The sequence below is a fragment of the Streptomyces sp. NPDC048734 genome, from assembly GCF_043198675.1.
In the GTDB taxonomy this organism is placed as follows: Bacteria; Actinomycetota; Actinomycetes; order Streptomycetales; family Streptomycetaceae; genus Streptomyces.
Map to the genome: position 1 here is coordinate 115298 of NZ_JBICUZ010000017.1, position 15722 is coordinate 131019.

A 15722-nucleotide genomic window follows, 5' to 3' on the forward strand; every position below is an offset into this window, starting at 1 on the left:
CCCGTCTCGCCCGAGCCACCTCTTGCCCGGCCCTCCCCCGTCCCCCTTGCTCGGCGCCGGGGCTCGTGCCCTCGGCCGCCGCCGGGCGCGGGCCCGGCCTCACGCCTCACCTCGCCGGTGACGTCACCGGGACCCCCAGCGGCCGCGCCAGGCCCGCCACCGCTTCGTCCAGGCGTTGCAGGTGGCGCAGGACGCGGTCGGTGACGCGGCCGTAGCGGGGGGTGCCGTAGGCGCCCGGGCCGAGGAGGGAGGCGACGCTGGGGCCGGTGCGGACCTCGGCGGTGCTGCGCTCGTCGGCGACGCGTGCGGCGATGGCGTCGATGTTGCGCAGGATGCGCCGGCCGGCGCCGCGCAACCGGGGGTCCGCCGCGATCGAGGGGTGGGTGGGCAGCAGCTCGGCCGTGGCCGCCAGCGACCGGGCGTGGTAGGCGCAGGTCTCCAGCAGGGCCACGACGTACTGGGCGGTGTCCCGCCGGGTCCGCAGCGGGGTGACCGGGTGGGTCAGCGGCTGGGTCGCGGAGCGCAGGTCGGACAGGGCCTGGTCCAGTTCCCGCGCCCGGTCCAGCAGCTCGGCCGGCGGTCCGCCGCTGAGCTGTTCCACGGCGGCCCCGGTGACGTCGGTCAGCCGCTGGAGGACGGTCGTGAGCAGTTCGTCCGTCCGCCGGTCCGTGCGCACGGGCAGCACCAGCGCCGCCGCGACCACCCCGCTGGCCACCCCGAGCGCCGTCTCCTCCACGCGCAGGACCAGCACGTCCAGGCTGTAGGTGTGCAGCAGCGTGTACAGCACGCCCAGCGCCGCGGTGACGAAGAACGACATCAGGGTGTACGACAGGGGCGCCGTGTAGAACATCGCGAACACGCACAGCAGCACCACCGCGAACGCCGTCCCCGTGTGGTGGCCGACCAGTCCCGCCAGGCCGATCCCCGCGACCACGCCGAGGGCGGTGCCCAGCAGCCGCCGGTAGCCCTTGACCAGGATCTCCCCGGTGGACGCGGTGTTGATGAAGACGATCCAGCAGGTGAGGACCGCCCAGTACCAGCGCTGGGTGGACAGCAGTTCGCCACCGACGATGGCCAGCGCCGAGCCGACGGAGACCTGGACGGCCGCGCGGGTGGTGGGGCGCTGCAGCCCCGTGGGCTTCTCCGCAGCCTCCTCCCCGCCGATCGCCGCGTCCTCCGCGTCCAGCTCCTCCCGGGAGCGGGCCGTCTCGGGGCTGTCGTCGGACTCGTCCTGCGGCCCGTCGAGCGCGAGGCGCAGCCCGAGCACCGCGCGGGCGCTCTCCCCGACGCCCCGGAAGACGTCCCGCACGGCCGGGGGAGCGGACGGCAGGTTCTCCTCGTCGCGGTAGCCCAGCAGACGGTTGCGGACCTGCGCGAGTCCGGTGCCGTCGGCGACGGGACGCCGGACCAGCAGGCGCAGGGCCCGCAGATCGCGGCGGAGCACGTCCGTCGCCTCCTCCTCCGGAATCGGCAGTCGCCCGCGCTCGGGGAGGGGCGCGCCCGGCAGGTGCAGGGTCAGGGTGCTCGCGCGCTCGGCGCCGCGTGCCGTCAGCAGGAGCAGCCCGAGCCGCTCGGCGGTGATCTCCGCGTCGGCGATCCGGCGCTGCACCAGCCGGGCCGTCGCCTCGTCGGGTGTGCCCTCCTCCAGCCGGCCCTGGATCATCATCGCCGTCTCGTGCAGCCGGGCGGTGCCCGTGCGCACGTGCGCCAGTGCCTTCTCCACGCCGTCCGGACCGGCGTTGAGCAGTTCCACCTGGGCGTCGAGCAACTGCGCGAGCTGCGCCCGGAAGGCGTGCCGCAGCCGCAGCAGGATCCCCGCCGACGTCTGCGGCACCAGCACGAACCGGGCCAGCGCGCTGCCCGCGAAGGCGAGGACGAGGACCCCCCAGAGCCCCGGCAGCAGCTGCGGGGTGGCGCCCACGAACAGGGACAGGAAGTAGACCTGGAAGCCGATCAGCCCGAGCGCGGTGCCCCGGTCGCCGAACCGGCGTCCGTACACCGCGCAGAAGATGAGCACGACGAAGAAGACGTCACCGGCCACCACGTGCGAACTCAGCAGCGCCGCCAGGGACACCGAGGCCAGCGCGACCGGCAGCCCCAGTGCCAGGGTCACCGCCTGCGGCCCCCGCTGTTTCTCCCGGACGGCGAACGTGGCGACCATCGCCGCGATGGCCCCCGCGACCAGGTGCGTGACGTCCGCGTCCAGCAGGGACAGCACGGCCAGCGTGAGGGTGATCGCGCCGACCGTGCGCAGGCCGGCGGCGAGCCGCAGCAGCCCGGGATCGGATGCCATGACCCGGTCCCGCACGTCCGCCGCCCACGCCGGTGCCGCCGCCTTCACGCCGCCGTCCCCTCCCGCCCGTCTCAGCCGGCCTCGGGGCGTCCGCTCTCCACCTGGGCCCGCACCTGCTCGGGCGTCAGATAGGTGTCGGTGTACTCGAAGTCCTTCAGCTTGGCGGGCCGCCGGGCCTGGAAGCCGGTGCGGACGAAATCGTCGCCCGCGACGGCGTTCAGCGTCCAGTTCGTCAGCACGCGCGCCTTGGCCACTCCGGTGCGCAGCGCCCACCAGTGGTACCCGCGGGCCACCACCTGCGCGGGCAGCCCGTGCAGTTCGATGCCGAGCGGCTTGGAGACGGCGTCGGTGCCGCCGAGATCGACCACCAGCCCGAGGTCCTTGTGCGCGTACGGCCGCATCGCCCGGCCGCGCAGGTGCGCGATGACGTTGTCGGCGGCGACCTTGGCCTGCCGCATCGCGTGCTGGGCGGTCGGCGGGCAGACGGCGCCCTCCTCGCCCTTGGCCTCGTCGGGGACGGCCGCGGCGTCGCCGAGCGCGAACACCCCGTCGTGGCCGGGCAGGTCCATGCGCGAGGTGACCGCGAGCCGTCCGCGGACCGTCTCCGCGCCGAGCGTGGCGATCAGCGGGCTCGCCACGACACCGGCGGTCCAGATCAGCGTGTGGGTCGGCACCACGCGGCCGTCGGTGAAGGTGACCTCCTCGGGCCCGGCCTTGGCGATGGACACCCCCAGCGACACCTCGATGCCCCGCCTGCGCAGCACCTCCTGCGCGCTGCGCCCGAGCTTGTCGCCGAGTTCCGGCATCAGCCTGGGCGCGATGTCGATCAGGTGCCACTTGATCAGGCTCGGGTCCAGCCTGGGGTAGCGCTTGACCGCGTTGTGGGTGAGCAGCTGGAGGCAGGCGGCGGTCTCGGTGCCGGCGTAGCCGCCGCCGACCACCACGAACTGCAGCCGTGCGGCCCGCTCGGCGGGGTCGTTGCTGGCGTCGGCGAGGTCGAGCTGGCTGATGACGTGGTCGCGGATGTAGGCCGCCTCCGCGAGCGTCTTCAGGCCGAAGGCGTGGTCGGTCAGCCCCGGGATGTCGAAGGTGCGGGTGACGCTGCCGGGTGCGAGAACGATGTAGTCGTACGGCTCGTTGACGATCTCGTCGGTGATGGTCCGGATGACGCAGACCTTCGACCGCAGGTCCACGCCGATGGCTCCGCCCGGGATGATCCGGGTGCGGTACTTCCTGCTGCGGCGCAGCGACAGCGCGATCGACTGGGGGGTCAGCACCCCGGAGGCGACCTGCGGCAGCAGCGGCAGATAGAGCTGGTAGGCGAACGGTGTCACCAGGGTGACGTCGGCTTCCGCGGCGGCGAGTTCGCGTTCCAGGCGTCGAACGCACCCCACTCCCGCGAAGCCCGCGCCCACCACCAGGATCCTGGGTCGTGTCACGATGTCCATCCCTTTCTGCGGCTCCGGGCGGTCTGCCTCGACGTTGTGCGGGTGCCCGCCGGGCTGCCTCTTCGCACATCGCCGATCCCACCGCGACCGAAGCGGTTGCGCCAGCCGGACGGAGCATGCAGACGAACGTTTCTCCCGGTGCCCCGTGGTACCCGCGCACGGCCCGTGTACGCCCCGGCCCTCCGGGCGGGCCGACGCGCACGACGAGCGCGGGTGCGACAGGGCGGAGGCGTGGAGTGCGCGGAGGGCTCCGGCGAAGGCGGCGCGGAGGGCTCCGGCGAAGGCCGGGCGGGACAACCGGGTGGCGCGGGCGAGGAGGGTCGACACGGCCGGGAGCCCGGTGGCCGGCCGGCTCGTCACGGGGGAGGCGGCCGCGCTCCGGCTGCCCGCCCGGCAGTCGCCCGCCCCGGGGACGGCGCGCCGCACCCCCGCACCCGGCCCGACCGCCCCGGCGTGGGACCGCCCACCGCGAGCCGCCCCCGCGCCCGGCCGGAGGCGGCCGGGCTGCCGGAGGGAGCCGTCCGGCAGCGCTGCTCGTCCTCGTGACACCGCCCCGTCGGACCCCTTGAACCGGGGTGGTGCGACGACCACGGGAGCTGAGGCGCCGACGGGGGCCGGCGATCGGCGGACCCGCCGCCGTCAGCCCGCCCGCACCGCCGCGCCGTCGACGCTGTCGATGTGGCACAGCAGCAGGCACACGTCGTCGTCCCGCTCGGAGTCGCTCAGCATCGGGTCCAGGATGCGGTCGGCCGCGCCGTCGAGGTCCGCGTCCAGCTCACCGGTGCGGAAGGAGCCGAGGGCCGTCGCGAGCCGTTCGATGCCCGGGTCTATGCCCTGCGCGCGCCGCTCCACCAGCCCGTCGGTGTAGAGCGCCAGCGTCGACCCGGGCACCAGGGGCACCGTGTGGTCGGCGATCTCCTGGTGCAGCGGGATGCCCAGCATCGCCCCCGGCTTGGCGTCCAGCGTGCGCACCCGCCCGTCCGGCTCGCGCAGCACGGGCGGCGGATGCCCCGCGGCCGCCCACGTCAGCACCGGCTCCCCGGGCTGGAAGCGGGCGATGACGGCGGTGGCGTACAGGTCGGGCTGGAGGTGGTGCAGGAAGGTGTGCAGCCGGGTCAGCAGCACACCGGGGCTGCCGCCGTCGACGGCGTAGGCGCGCAGCGCGGTGCGCAGCTGGCTCATCATGACGGCCGCGTGCAGTCCGTGCCCGGTGACGTCGCCGATGACGGTGATGATGCTGCCGTCGGGCTGCCGGAACGCGTCGTACCAGTCGCCGCCGATGTTCAGCCCGTACGTCGCCGGCAGGTAGCGGGCCGCCAGGCGCAGGCCGGGAGTGGTCGGCAGATCGGTGAGCAGGGCCCGCTGGAGGGTCTCGGCGATGTCCCGGTTGTGCTCGAAGCGGCGCGCGTTGTCCAGCGCGATGCTGGCCCGCCTGGTCAGCTCGATCAGCATGACGGCGTCGTCGGGGTCCCAGCGCTCGCCCGGCGGCGTCAGCGTCAGCACGCCCAGGGGCGCGCTGCGGGTCGGCAGCGGAACGCACAGCAGCGGCCGGTCGGGGTGCAGCGCCGACGGCGGCTGGTCGTCGACGCCGGGCAGCCCGCCGGGATGTCCGGCGGCGTACTGGGGCCGGCCGGTCCGGGCGGCGACCACCGCGGCCGCCGGCCGCGGGGCGGGGGGCTGCCGGTCGTCCTCCGTGTCGAAGAGCCAGACGTCGACCGCGCGCGCGTACTCGGGCACCAGCAGCTCGGGCAGCCGGCGCACGATCTCCTCGTGGTTCAGGGACGCCGTCAGCACCGCGCTGGCGTCCGCGAGGAACGTCAGCCTGCGCCGGGCCCGCTCCGCCTCCTGGCGGGCCGCGCGCTCGGCGGCGAACGCCTCGCGCTGGGCCCGCCCGGACGCGTCCAGCTCGGCGTGCAGCGCCAGGACGCCCTGGTTGGTCTGGTGCAGCTCGTCGCGGTGGAAGGCGACCAGCTCCTCCTGCTCGGCGAGCCGGTCCAGCACCAGGGCGGTGTCCTCGTCGGCGCCGAGCAGGGCTTCCGCGAGCACGCCGGGGTCGTCCGCCACCCCGGCGGACACCGAGGGGTCGGCCGGGGTGGTACAGGGCACGCAGAAGCGCCACGGCGGCTCCGCGGCGGCGGGCAGCGGGGCGACCTCGACGCGCAGCAGGCCCTCGCCCGACTCCAGGCCGAGCCGCCAGCTGCCACCCTTGGTCAGACACTGGCGCAGCCGCCCGCTGAGCGCGGCCGCCAGCCGGGTCCGCTCCAGCGGTACGACGCCGTACGCCTCGGCCAGCCGTGCCGCGGCGATCCGGGCGCGCGCCGCGTCGGTGACGGTGGTGATCTCCCAGGTGCGCATCATGGGCGGTCCGGCGGGGTCGGGGACAGGACGGCCACGGCGGTGTCGTCACGCACCGGGCGGGCGGAACTGCTGGTGTCGCGCACGATCACCGCCGCCACCACCGCGGGATCGGCCTCCGCCGGCCGGGGGTGGGCGGGCGGCACCCAGCGGCTGGGCAGCCCGTCGCTGTGCAGGACCAGCAGCCGGTCGGCGGCCCAGGGCACCACGGTCTCCGGCAGCCTCGTGGGGCGGTGCACGCCCACGATGCCGGGCCGGGAGAGCAGATGACGCCAGGAGTCGCCCTCGCGCAGCCGCGCCCCCACGTTGCCGATCCCGGCGAACCGCAGCCGCTCGGACGGCACGTCTAGCTGCGCCACCGCGACGGCGGCACCCCGCGTGCCGCGCAGCGCGGCGTCCAGGCGGTGCAGGATCTCGGCGGGCGGGAGACGGACACTGCGGTGCAGCTCGTCCACGGCCGCCGTGGAGGCGCGGGCCGCCTCCGGGCCGTGGCCCAGCCCGTCGGCGAGCATCAGGGTCAGCAGGTCGCCGGCCCGCACCCAGGTCCAGGCGTCCCCCGAGTACGCGGCGCGGGCCAGGGGGATGTTCACCCCGCCGGCCCGGGCGGGCGCCGGATCGTCCGGATCGGTCCGCGCGGCGGCGCCGAGCCGGGCCAGCGCGACCGTGCCGCGCCCCGGCACGCTGTGCAGGTCGAAGCCGTCACAGACCCGCCGGCACGTCCCCAGCCCGGCGCCGAGGGAACCGGCCGTGGAGAATCCGTCGCCGAACGCGGCCGGTACGTCGGCCATGCCCGGACCGTGGTCCACGGCGGTTATCTGCACCACGACCCCGCCCCGCCCGGCCGGCGGGGGGACCAGGTCGACGAGCAGCTGGCCGCCGCGGGCGTGCTTGAGCAGGTTGGTGGCCAGCTCCGTGGCCACCAGCGCGGCCGCCGCCGTGCGCTTGTCGTCGAGGCCGACGAGCGCCGCGGCCTCCTCGGCGGCCACCCGCGCGTCCCGCACGCGCGTCGAGTCGTGCACCGGCACGTCCCACACCCGGGGCATCAGGGCTCCTCGCGCGGCCGGGGCGTCCGGGCCGCCCAGGAGACCACGGTGATCGTCGTACCGGCGCCGGGGGCGCTGTCGATGGCGAACTCGTGCACCAGCCGCCGGGCGCCGCCCAGCCCCATGCCCAGCCCGCCGCCGGAGGTGAAGCCGTCCCGCAGGGCCTGTTCCACGTCCGGGATACCGGGACCGGAGTCGGAGAACACCAGCCGCAACCCCTGAGACCGGCCGTCGGTGAGCGGCACCGTCCGCACCTCTCCGCCCCCGCCGTACACCAGCGTGTTGCGGGCCAGTTCACTGGCGGCCGTGACCAGCTTGGTCTGTTCCACCAGGCCGAAGCCGAGCGCGGCGGCGGCCTGCCGCACATGCTGCCGCACCCACACCAGGTCCAGGTCGGAGCGGATCGGCAGGCGGGTCTCGACGCCCGCGGCCGTCCCGCTCACCGACGCTCCCGGCGTGGACCGTCGGCCGTCGTGGCGTCCGCCCGCCCGAGGAGTTCCAGGGCCACCTCCGTGCTCAGCGCGGTCCGCAGGCCCGGCAGCGTCAACCCGAGTTCCACCAGGGTGAGCGCGACCGCGGGCCGCATCCCGGCCACCACGGTCTGCGCGGCCAGCAGCCGGGCGTTGGCCGCGATCTCGGCCAGCACCCGCCCGAGGAAGGAGTCGACGATCTCGACGCCGGAGATGTCGATGACCACACCGGTCACCCGGCTGCGGGCGATCGACTCCACGATGTCCTGCCTGAGCTGCTCCGCCGTGCCGTCGTAGAGGTCTCCCTGGAGGGTGACCAGCAGGACGTCGCCCAGCCTGAGCACCGGCACGGGGGCCCCGCCGACGCGGGAGAAGTCGTCGTTCACCGTGGGCCCGCACCGCCGGGTGCCGCCTGCACGATGTCGGCGCCCAGTCCGTGCAGGGCGTAGGCCAGGGCGTCGGCGAGACCGGCCCGCGTGATGACGGTGCCGAGGTCGAGTCCGAGGTGCACCATGGTCTGCGCGATCGCGGGCCGGATGCCCGAGACGACGCACTCCGCGCCCATCAGCCGTACCGCCGCGACGGTCTTCATGAGGTGCTGCGCGACCAGCGAGTCGACCGTCGGCACCCCGGTGATGTCGAGGATCGCGTACCGGGCCTGCTGGTCGACGACCGCCTCCAGCAGGGTCTCCATCACGACCTGGCTGCGCGCGCTGTCGAGCGTGCCGATGAGCGGGACGGCGACGATGCCGTCCCAGAGCCTGATGACCGGCGTGGCGACCTCCAACAGCTGCATCTGCTGCCGGTCGATGAGGGACTGGACCTCCGTCAGCGCGGTCTCCATGACGACGAGCCGCAGGGTGCCCATCAGGACCGTCAGGATCTCCGCGCACTCCCGGACGTGGTCCGCCGGGGCGTCCGGCAGATCGGCGACGAGCAGGTTCACGACCGGTGCCCGCAGGGCGTCCACCTCGCCGGAGACCTGTGCCGTGCTCATCCCGGACCGGGAACGGGAGGCGGACATCCGCGCCAGCTGCTCGCGCACGAGGGTGAAGCCGGCGCTGTCGGAGTCCTCCACCCGCCCGGAGGCGGTGACCTGGGCCAGGGCGTCCACGACGCTTCGGCCCGCCTCCACCGCCTCGTCGCGCGACACGGTGAACACGGCGCGGAACAGGGGTTCGTCGGCCCAGCGCTGGGCGATCTGCTCCCGGCGGCGGCTCAAAAAGGCCCCGACCTCCTTCGTCGGTGTCTCCTGCGGTGCGGCCGCTTCTTGCTCCGGCACTGCGTCACTCCTCTCCGTCTCCTGCCGTCGCGCGTCGGAAACCGGCCGGTGCGCGACGGGCGTTCGTCCGTGGCGGCCGGACGCGCGCCGCGACACCGCGGCGCCCGCCGTCGGCCTCGCTCACTCTCTTGCCCGCCCCACATAGTTGTCAAATGGCAAGTGTCGGCCGGCCGTCGGCCGCGTCCCCGCGGGTCCGCGCGGGGTGCGGCCGAGCCGGCCGGCCGGGTCCTACGGGGTCTCGGGCGACGACTGCGTACGGTCGATGAGCGCCAGGGCGTCGTCCACCTTGTCGGAGATGGGGACGGTGATGCTGACACCGGTGAGATCCAGGACCCGGCGCACGGCGGGTGTCGGATCGATCACATGTACGCTGCCGGGCAGTTCCCGCGCCTCCTGGTACACCCGCAGGATGATGTTCATGCCGGAGGAGTCCATGAAGGGGACCGCCGACAGGTCCAGCAGGAAGTGGCGCCGGCCGTGATGGAGCTGGTTCGCCAGGTGGGCCTGGAACTCGGTCGCGGTGTCGAGGTCCAGATGGCCCTCGACCGTGACCAGGGCCACGTCCTCGCGGGGCAGGGTGACCTCGACGGACAGCGGGTTCTGGGCAATGGACACGAGTACCTCCGAAAACTTACGGTCCGGGCTCTGCGCACCGGCGGACGGCTGCGCCGCGCGGCCGGAACGCCGGCGGACCGGCGGCGCACCGGCCCCGGCCCGTGCACCGCACCCACCACCTGCGGATCCCGGCCTCACGCCGCGCACCGGCGGATACCCCCGAACGGGACGGGCATGCCTCCCCGGCCGGGTGAACCGTCCAGGGCCTGCCCGGCGTGCTCCGCCGGACAGGCCTAACCGAGCCTGATGCCCACGATGCAGGTGTCGTCGTCCGTGTCGGACCTGCTGTGGGTGAGCAGCCGGTCCAGCTGCTGGTCCAGCGACGGCAGCGCCGAGCGCGCCTGGCGCAGCAGCTGCGTCAGCGACTCCTCCACCGACCGGTCCCGCCGCTCTATGAGACCGTCGGTGTACATCAGCAGCGTGTCGTCCGCCGCCAGCTCGATCTCCGCCTCCTCGTACGACGTCTCCGGCACGGCGCCCAGCAGCATCCCGCTCAGCAGGGGCAGCGGGGCGGCACCCGAGCCGCGCACCAGCACCGGCGGCAGATGGCCCGCCCTGGCCCACCGCAGGGTGCGCCGCACCGGGTCGTACAGCCCGCACACCGCCGTCGCCGTGACCGCGCCCGTCAGATGGTGGGCGACGATGTTCAGCCACGACAGCAGCTGGCCCGGGCCCGCGCCGGTCACGGCGAGACCGCGCAGCGCGTTGCGCAGGACGACCATGCTGGTCGCCGCCTCGATGCCGTGCCCGGCCACGTCGCCGACGCACAGCAGCACCAGCCGGGACGGCAGCACGACGGCGTCGTACCAGTCGCCGCCCACGAGGTGCTCCTCCTCGGCCGGCCGGTAGCGGACCGCCACCTGGAGGCCCGCCATGTCCAGCGGCGCCCGCGTGGGCGGCATGATCGCGTTCTGCAGCTGGAGCGCCAGCCGGCTGCGCTCACTGGCCTGCTGCTCGGTCTGGACGAGCTGGTCGCGGGTGGCGGCGAGCGCCACCTCCGTCCAGTGCTGGGAGGAGATGTCCTGGTACGCGCCGCGTACGGACACCAGCTGGCCGTCGGTGTCCAGGACCGGCTCGGCGACGATGCGCACGTGCCGGGTCACCCCGTCCGGCCGCTGGAGCCGGAAGGCGGCGGACGCCGGACGCAGGTGGTGCAGCAGGGTGCGCAGGAAGCGGCCGATGGGGACCGCGTCGTCCGCGTGGGCGTGGGCCCCCAGCTCCTCGAGCCGCACCGGGGGGCTCGACGGTTCCCGCCCGTACAGCGCGTACAGCTGCCCGTTCCACGTCGTCTCGCCCGTGAGGACGTTCTCCTCGAAGCCGCCGATCCGGCCGAGGCGCTGGGCGTGCTGCAACAGGCTCGCCAGCCGTGCGGTCTCGTCCTCGATGCGCCAGATGAGCAGCACGCAGGTGCCGTGCCGGCTGATGCTCAGGTCCGCCACCGCCGACAGCGGCACCTCGTCGACGAGCGCGGTCAGGCTCATGCGGCGGGCCCGGAACGGTTCGCCCGTCGCGTGGACCCGCTCGATGCGCTGGAAGAGGTCGCTGTCGCCGGCCGCCATCGGGTAGGCCTCCAGCAACAGGGCGCCGTTGACCACGGCCCGCGGCCGGCCCGCCGGGTCGAGGAAGTGGTCGTTGACGTGCTGGATACGGAAGTCCACCAGCCGCCCGGCCGCGTCGACGACCGGCACGAGCACCAGCGCCGGGTCGTGCAGTCCGTCCGCGAGGTCCATCAGCTCGGCGGCGTCCGGCAGCACCCGGGGCTCCCGGTCGGCGGCCCGGGCGTGGGGATATGCCTGCAGCGTGTGCGCGCACAGCTCCGCGAGCGCCTCCACCTGGCGCACCACCTGGGGCGACTGCGGCTCCAGGAACGACGGCCAGGCGATCTCCAGGACACCGTGGATCCGGCCGCCGGTCCCGGCGGGAACGGCCACCCGGCCGCCCTCCGGATGGGCCTGGCGGCCGATGGTGGGCAGCCCGGTCTGCGCGAGCGAGCCGATCCACTGGCCCGCGTGCTCGGTGAGGCCGAGCCGGCCCACCGTGGCGACGTCCGGCGGGACGTAGTGCCAGCGGGCGGCCTCGACGGGGGCGAAGCCGGCGCTGCCCGCGAGGGTCAGCGAACCGTCGGAGCCCGCCGCCCAGATCGCCACCGCCACCGCGCCCAGTGGTTCCAGCGCGTGCTGGAGCAGCGAGTCGGCGACGGCCTGCGTGTCCTGGGCCGCCAGTGCCCCGCTCTCGGCCGCCCGCAGCCGCACGGCCGCGGACTCGTCGGCCGCCACGTGCCCCGTGACGGCCGCCAGGAAGGCGTCGGTGACCTCGGAGACCCGGTCCCTGGCGGCCTGGTTGATGACGTCCACCGCGAACTCCAGCGGTGTCGTCCCCGCCTGCCCGGCCAGCTCGGTGAGCTGCCGGGCCGCCTCCGCGGGCCCGCAGCCGAGCCGCTCCACGAGGATCCCCTTGGCCAGCTCGACCAGTGCCCGCCCCTCGGCCTCGGCCTGCGCCGCCCGCACCTCGCGCTGCAGCCGCTTCACGGTGGCGGCCAGACGTCCGACGGGGGAGGACTCCTCCTTCCGGCCGGCCGCCGCGGGGGCGTGCCCGCCCGCCGTGCCGCCGGTGCCCGCGGCCGCCTCCGGGAGCGGCGCGCCGGCCGGCTCCTTGTCGGCCGGTCCGGGCTCGCCGGCGAGGTCCTGTGCCGCACCGGGCGATGCGGGTGACGCGGTCGGGCCGCGGGCCGGCGCGACGGGGTGCGCGACGCTCGCCGCGGCGGCGGGCGCCGCCGGGGAGGCGGGCTCGGCCGGCCCCGCCGGGCCCCCGGCCCGCTCGGGCTGCTCTTCGGACATGTTCACGGTGCGATGACTCCTCGGCCGGTGCGCCTGGTGCTCGGACGGGCGGGCCGCTCTCAGGCGGTCAGCCAGCGGCGGACGCAGGACATCAGGTCGTGCGTGTCCACGGGCTTGGTGACGTAGTCGCTGGCCCCGGAGGCGAGACTCTTCTCCCGGTCGCCCGGCATCGCCTTCGCGGTCACCGCGATGATGGGCAGGTCGGCGTACTGCGGCATGGTGCGGATCTCCGCAGTGGCCGTGTACCCGTCCATCTCCGGCATCATCACGTCCATCAGCACCAGTGCGATGTCCGGATTGGCGCGCAACGCCTCGATGCCCTCGCGGCCGTTCTCCGCGTGCAGCACCCGGATGCCGTGCAGCTCCAGGATCCCGCTGAGCGCGAACAGGTTGCGCGCGTCGTCGTCGACGACGAGGACCGTCCGGCCCACGACGGCGTCGTCGACGGGCTGCGGCGCCACGGGCTGCGGCTCGTCCTGGCGGACCAGGGCGAGGACGTCGCCCGGCTCCTCGGCGGACAGATGCAGCGTGATGCGTTCCCGCAGTTCGTCGAGGCTCGACAGGAACTCCAGCGGCCGGCCCGCGGACCAGGACCGCAGCGCCTCCTCCTGGGCGAGGTCCGCGCGGTGACCGCTGTGCACGAGCACCGGCACGTTGGTCAGCGCCGAATCGCCCTGCAGGGCCTCCAGGAAGCGGGACGCCTCCGCGTCGGGCATCCCCAGCTCCAGGACCACGCAGTGGCACGGCTCGGCGGCCAGCGCCCCCGCCGCCTCCTGCGCGCCCACCGCGGTGACGACGTCCACCGGCGGCGGGGCACCGTCCTCCCGGCCGCCCGCGACGTCGGCCACCACGCTCTCGGCGACCAGCGTCAGCAGCCCGCGCGGCCGCTCCTCCACCACCAGCAGCCGGCGCGGACGCCGGGCCGCCCCCGAGGGCGCGGGCAGGCCCAGCGGGTGCGCGGTGTCCGCAGAGGTCCCGCCGTCGCCGTCGCCATCGCGCTCCACCGGCCGGCCGCCGGCGAGCACCTCCTCGAAGTCCCCGCGGGCGACCGGCAGGTACAGCGTGAACGTGCTGCCCTTGCCGGGCGCGCTGTCCACCGTCACGGCACCGCCGAGCAGATGGGCGATCTCCCGGGTGATGGACAGTCCGAGGCCGGTGCCGCCGTACTTGCGGCTCGTGGTGCCGTCGGCCTGCTGGAAGGCCCCGAAGATGGTCTCGAGCTGCTGCTCGGGGATGCCGATGCCGGTGTCCTTCACCCGGAAGGCCACCACCGTGCCCCCGCGGACCACGCCCGCGGGCACCTCCTCCGCGGCCACCGGCTCGATGCGCAGCTCCACGCGGCCCTGCTCGGTGAACTTCACCGCGTTGGACAGCAGGTTGCGCAGCACCTGGCGCAGCCGGGAGTCGTCCGTCAGCAGGTCCGCCGGAGCGCCGGCGGCCGTGCTGATCGAGAAGTCGAGGCTCTTCTGCGTCGTCATCGGCCGGAACGTCGCCTCGACGTACTCGATGAGCTGCCGCAGCGGCACCCGCTCCGGGGACACGTCCATCTTGCCCGCCTCGACCTTCGACAGGTCCAGGATGTCGTTGATCAGCTGGAGCAGGTCCGAGCCCGCGGAGTGGATGATGCCCGCGTACTCCACCTGCTTCGGCGTCAGGTTGCGGGAGGGGTTCTGCGCGAGCAACTGGGCCAGGATCAGCAGGCTGTTGAGCGGCGTGCGCAGCTCGTGGCTCATGTTGGCCAGGAACTCGGACTTGTACTTCGACGCCAGCGACAGCTGCTGCGCGCGCGCCTCCAGCTCCTGCCGCGCCTGCTCGATCTGGAGGTTCTTCGCCTCGATGTCCCGGTTCTGCGCCACGAGCAGCGAGGCCTTCTCCTCCAGCTCGGCGTTGGAGCGCTGCAGTTCCTCCTGCTGGGACTGCAACTCCGCGGACCGTGTCTGGAGTTCGGCGGTCAGCCGCTGGGACTCGCCGAGCAGCTCGTCGGTGCGGGCGTTGGCCACGATCGTGTTGACGTTGACCCCGATGGTCTCCCTGAGCTGCTCCAGGAAGTCCCGGTGGATCTCCTTGAACGCGGTGACCGACGCCAGTTCGATGACCCCGAGCACCTGCCCCTCGAACAGGATCGGCAGCAGCACCAGCGCGCTGGGCTCCACGCTGCCGAGCCCCGAGGAGACGACGACGTACCCGGCGGGCAGGTCGTCGACCATGATCGTACGGCGGCTGCGCGCGGCCTGGCCGACGAGCGAGCGGCCGAACGGGATCCGGGTCGGGCGGGAGTCGTCGTCGGGGTAGCCGTAGGCGCCCACCAGACGCAGCTCCGGACCCTTGGCCCCCTCCTCGGCGAGGTAGAACGCCCCGTACTGGGCCGCGACCAGCGGCACCAGCTCGTCCATGATCAGCTCGGCCACCACGGGCAGCTCGCGGTGCCCCTGCATGAGCCCGGAGACCCGGGCGAGGTTGGTCTTGAGCCAGTCCTGCTCCTGGTTGGCGAGCGTCGTCTCGCGCAGGGACCCCACCATCGAGTTGATGTTGTCCTTGAGCTCGGCGACCTCGCCGGAGGCCTCGACCGTGATCGAGCGGGTCAGGTCGCCCTCGGCGACGGCGCTCGTCACCTCGGCGATCGCCCGCACCTGGCGGGTGAGGTTGCCGGCCAGCTCGTTGACGTTCTCGGTGAGGCGCTTCCAGGTGCCCGAGACACCCTCCACCTCGGCCTGGCCGCCGAGGCGCCCCTCGGTGCCGACCTCGCGGGCGACGCGGGTGACCTCGTCGGCGAAGGCGGAGAGCTGGTCGACCATCGTGTTGATGGTCGTCTTGAGCTCGAGGATCTCGCCGCGCGCGTCGACGTCGATCTTCTTCGACAGGTCGCCCTTGGCCACCGCCGTCGTCACCAGCGCGATGTTGCGCACCTGGCCGGTGAGGTTGTTGGCCATGGAGTTGACGTTGTCGGTGAGGTCCTTCCAGGTGCCCGCCACGTTCGGCACGTGCGCCTGGCCGCCGAGGCGTCCTTCGGTGCCGACCTCGCGGGCGACGCGGGTGACCTCGTCGGCGAAGGCCGACAGCGTGTCCACCATGGTGTTGATGACGTCGGCCAGTGCGGCGACCTCGCCCTTGGCCTCCACGGTGATCTTCTGCGACAGGTCGCCGCGCGCCACCGCCGTGGCCACCTGCGCGATGGACCGCACCTGGCCCGTCAGGTTCGACGCCATCACGTTGACGTTGTCGGTCAGGTCCTTCCAGGTGCCGGAGACGCCCCGGACCGTCGCCTGCCCGCCGAGGTTGCCCGCGGTGCCGACCTCGCGGGCGACGCGGGTGACCTCGTCGGCGAAGGCGGAGAGCTGGTCGACCATCGTGTTGATGGTGTTCTTGAGTTCGAGGATCT

General features: G+C 74.3%; 10 protein-coding genes. All 10 read right to left on the reverse strand.

Annotated elements, in window-relative coordinates; all coding sequences use genetic code 11:
• Window positions 1–106: 106 nt before the first annotated feature.
• The 10 genes from ACGFQC_RS31610 to ACGFQC_RS31655 all read right to left on the reverse strand — a co-directional run bounded on the left by ACGFQC_RS31610 (window position 107) and on the right by ACGFQC_RS31655 (window position 15720).
• Entirely contained in the window at window positions 107–2293 is a 2187-nt protein-coding gene (locus ACGFQC_RS31610) for an FUSC family protein (protein WP_363089932.1), read from the reverse strand.
• 71 nt (window positions 2294–2364) lie between these two features.
• Entirely contained in the window at window positions 2365–3741 is a 1377-nt protein-coding gene (locus tag ACGFQC_RS31615) for an NAD(P)/FAD-dependent oxidoreductase (protein ID WP_363089931.1), read from the reverse strand.
• Window positions 3742–4380: 639 nt separating this feature from the next.
• On the reverse strand, window positions 4381–6099 hold the full coding sequence (locus tag ACGFQC_RS31620; protein ID WP_363089930.1) for a SpoIIE family protein phosphatase: 1719 nt from the start codon (window positions 6097–6099) through the stop codon (window positions 4381–4383).
• Window positions 6096–7139 (reverse strand): ATP-binding SpoIIE family protein phosphatase, encoded by a 1044-nt coding sequence (locus ACGFQC_RS31625; RefSeq protein ID WP_363089929.1) that lies wholly within the window; start codon window positions 7137–7139, stop codon window positions 6096–6098. Before ACGFQC_RS31625 ends, ACGFQC_RS31620 begins: the two co-directional genes overlap by 4 nt.
• Window positions 7139–7582, reverse strand: a complete 444-nt coding sequence (locus tag ACGFQC_RS31630; RefSeq protein WP_363089928.1) for an anti-sigma regulatory factor — start codon at window positions 7580–7582, stop codon at window positions 7139–7141. Before ACGFQC_RS31630 ends, ACGFQC_RS31625 begins: the two co-directional genes overlap by 1 nt.
• Entirely contained in the window at window positions 7579–7995 is a 417-nt protein-coding gene (locus ACGFQC_RS31635) for an STAS domain-containing protein (protein WP_363089926.1), read from the reverse strand. The genes ACGFQC_RS31630 and ACGFQC_RS31635 overlap by 4 nt, the downstream gene beginning before the upstream one ends.
• On the reverse strand, window positions 7992–8891 hold the full coding sequence (locus tag ACGFQC_RS31640; RefSeq protein ID WP_363089925.1) for an STAS domain-containing protein: 900 nt from the start codon (window positions 8889–8891) through the stop codon (window positions 7992–7994). The genes ACGFQC_RS31635 and ACGFQC_RS31640 overlap by 4 nt, the downstream gene beginning before the upstream one ends.
• A 228-nt stretch (window positions 8892–9119) precedes the next feature.
• Window positions 9120–9506 (reverse strand): STAS domain-containing protein, encoded by a 387-nt coding sequence (locus ACGFQC_RS31645; RefSeq protein WP_363089924.1) that lies wholly within the window; start codon window positions 9504–9506, stop codon window positions 9120–9122.
• A 233-nt stretch (window positions 9507–9739) separates the two neighbouring features.
• A complete protein-coding gene (locus ACGFQC_RS31650) occupies window positions 9740–12343 on the reverse strand; it encodes a SpoIIE family protein phosphatase (RefSeq protein WP_363090066.1) in 2604 nt (867 codons plus the stop codon).
• 59 nt (window positions 12344–12402) lie between these two features.
• Window positions 12403–15720: an ATP-binding protein gene (locus ACGFQC_RS31655; RefSeq protein ID WP_393289010.1), complete on the reverse strand. Its 3318-nt coding sequence runs from the start codon at window positions 15718–15720 to the stop codon at window positions 12403–12405.
• Window positions 15721–15722 lie beyond the last annotated feature (2 nt).

Coding starts and splice junctions, on each gene's coding strand:
- ACGFQC_RS31610 (WP_363089932.1), bottom strand. CDS start 2,293: ATGGCATCCGATCCCGGGCTGCTGCGGCTCGCCGCCGGCCTGCGCACG.
- ACGFQC_RS31650 (WP_363090066.1), bottom strand. CDS start 12,343: ATGTCCGAAGAGCAGCCCGAGCGGGCCGGGGGCCCGGCGGGGCCGGCC.
- ACGFQC_RS31625 (WP_363089929.1), bottom strand. CDS start 7,139: ATGCCCCGGGTGTGGGACGTGCCGGTGCACGACTCGACGCGCGTGCGG.
- ACGFQC_RS31615 (WP_363089931.1), bottom strand. CDS start 3,741: ATGGACATCGTGACACGACCCAGGATCCTGGTGGTGGGCGCGGGCTTC.
- ACGFQC_RS31620 (WP_363089930.1), bottom strand. CDS start 6,099: ATGATGCGCACCTGGGAGATCACCACCGTCACCGACGCGGCGCGCGCC.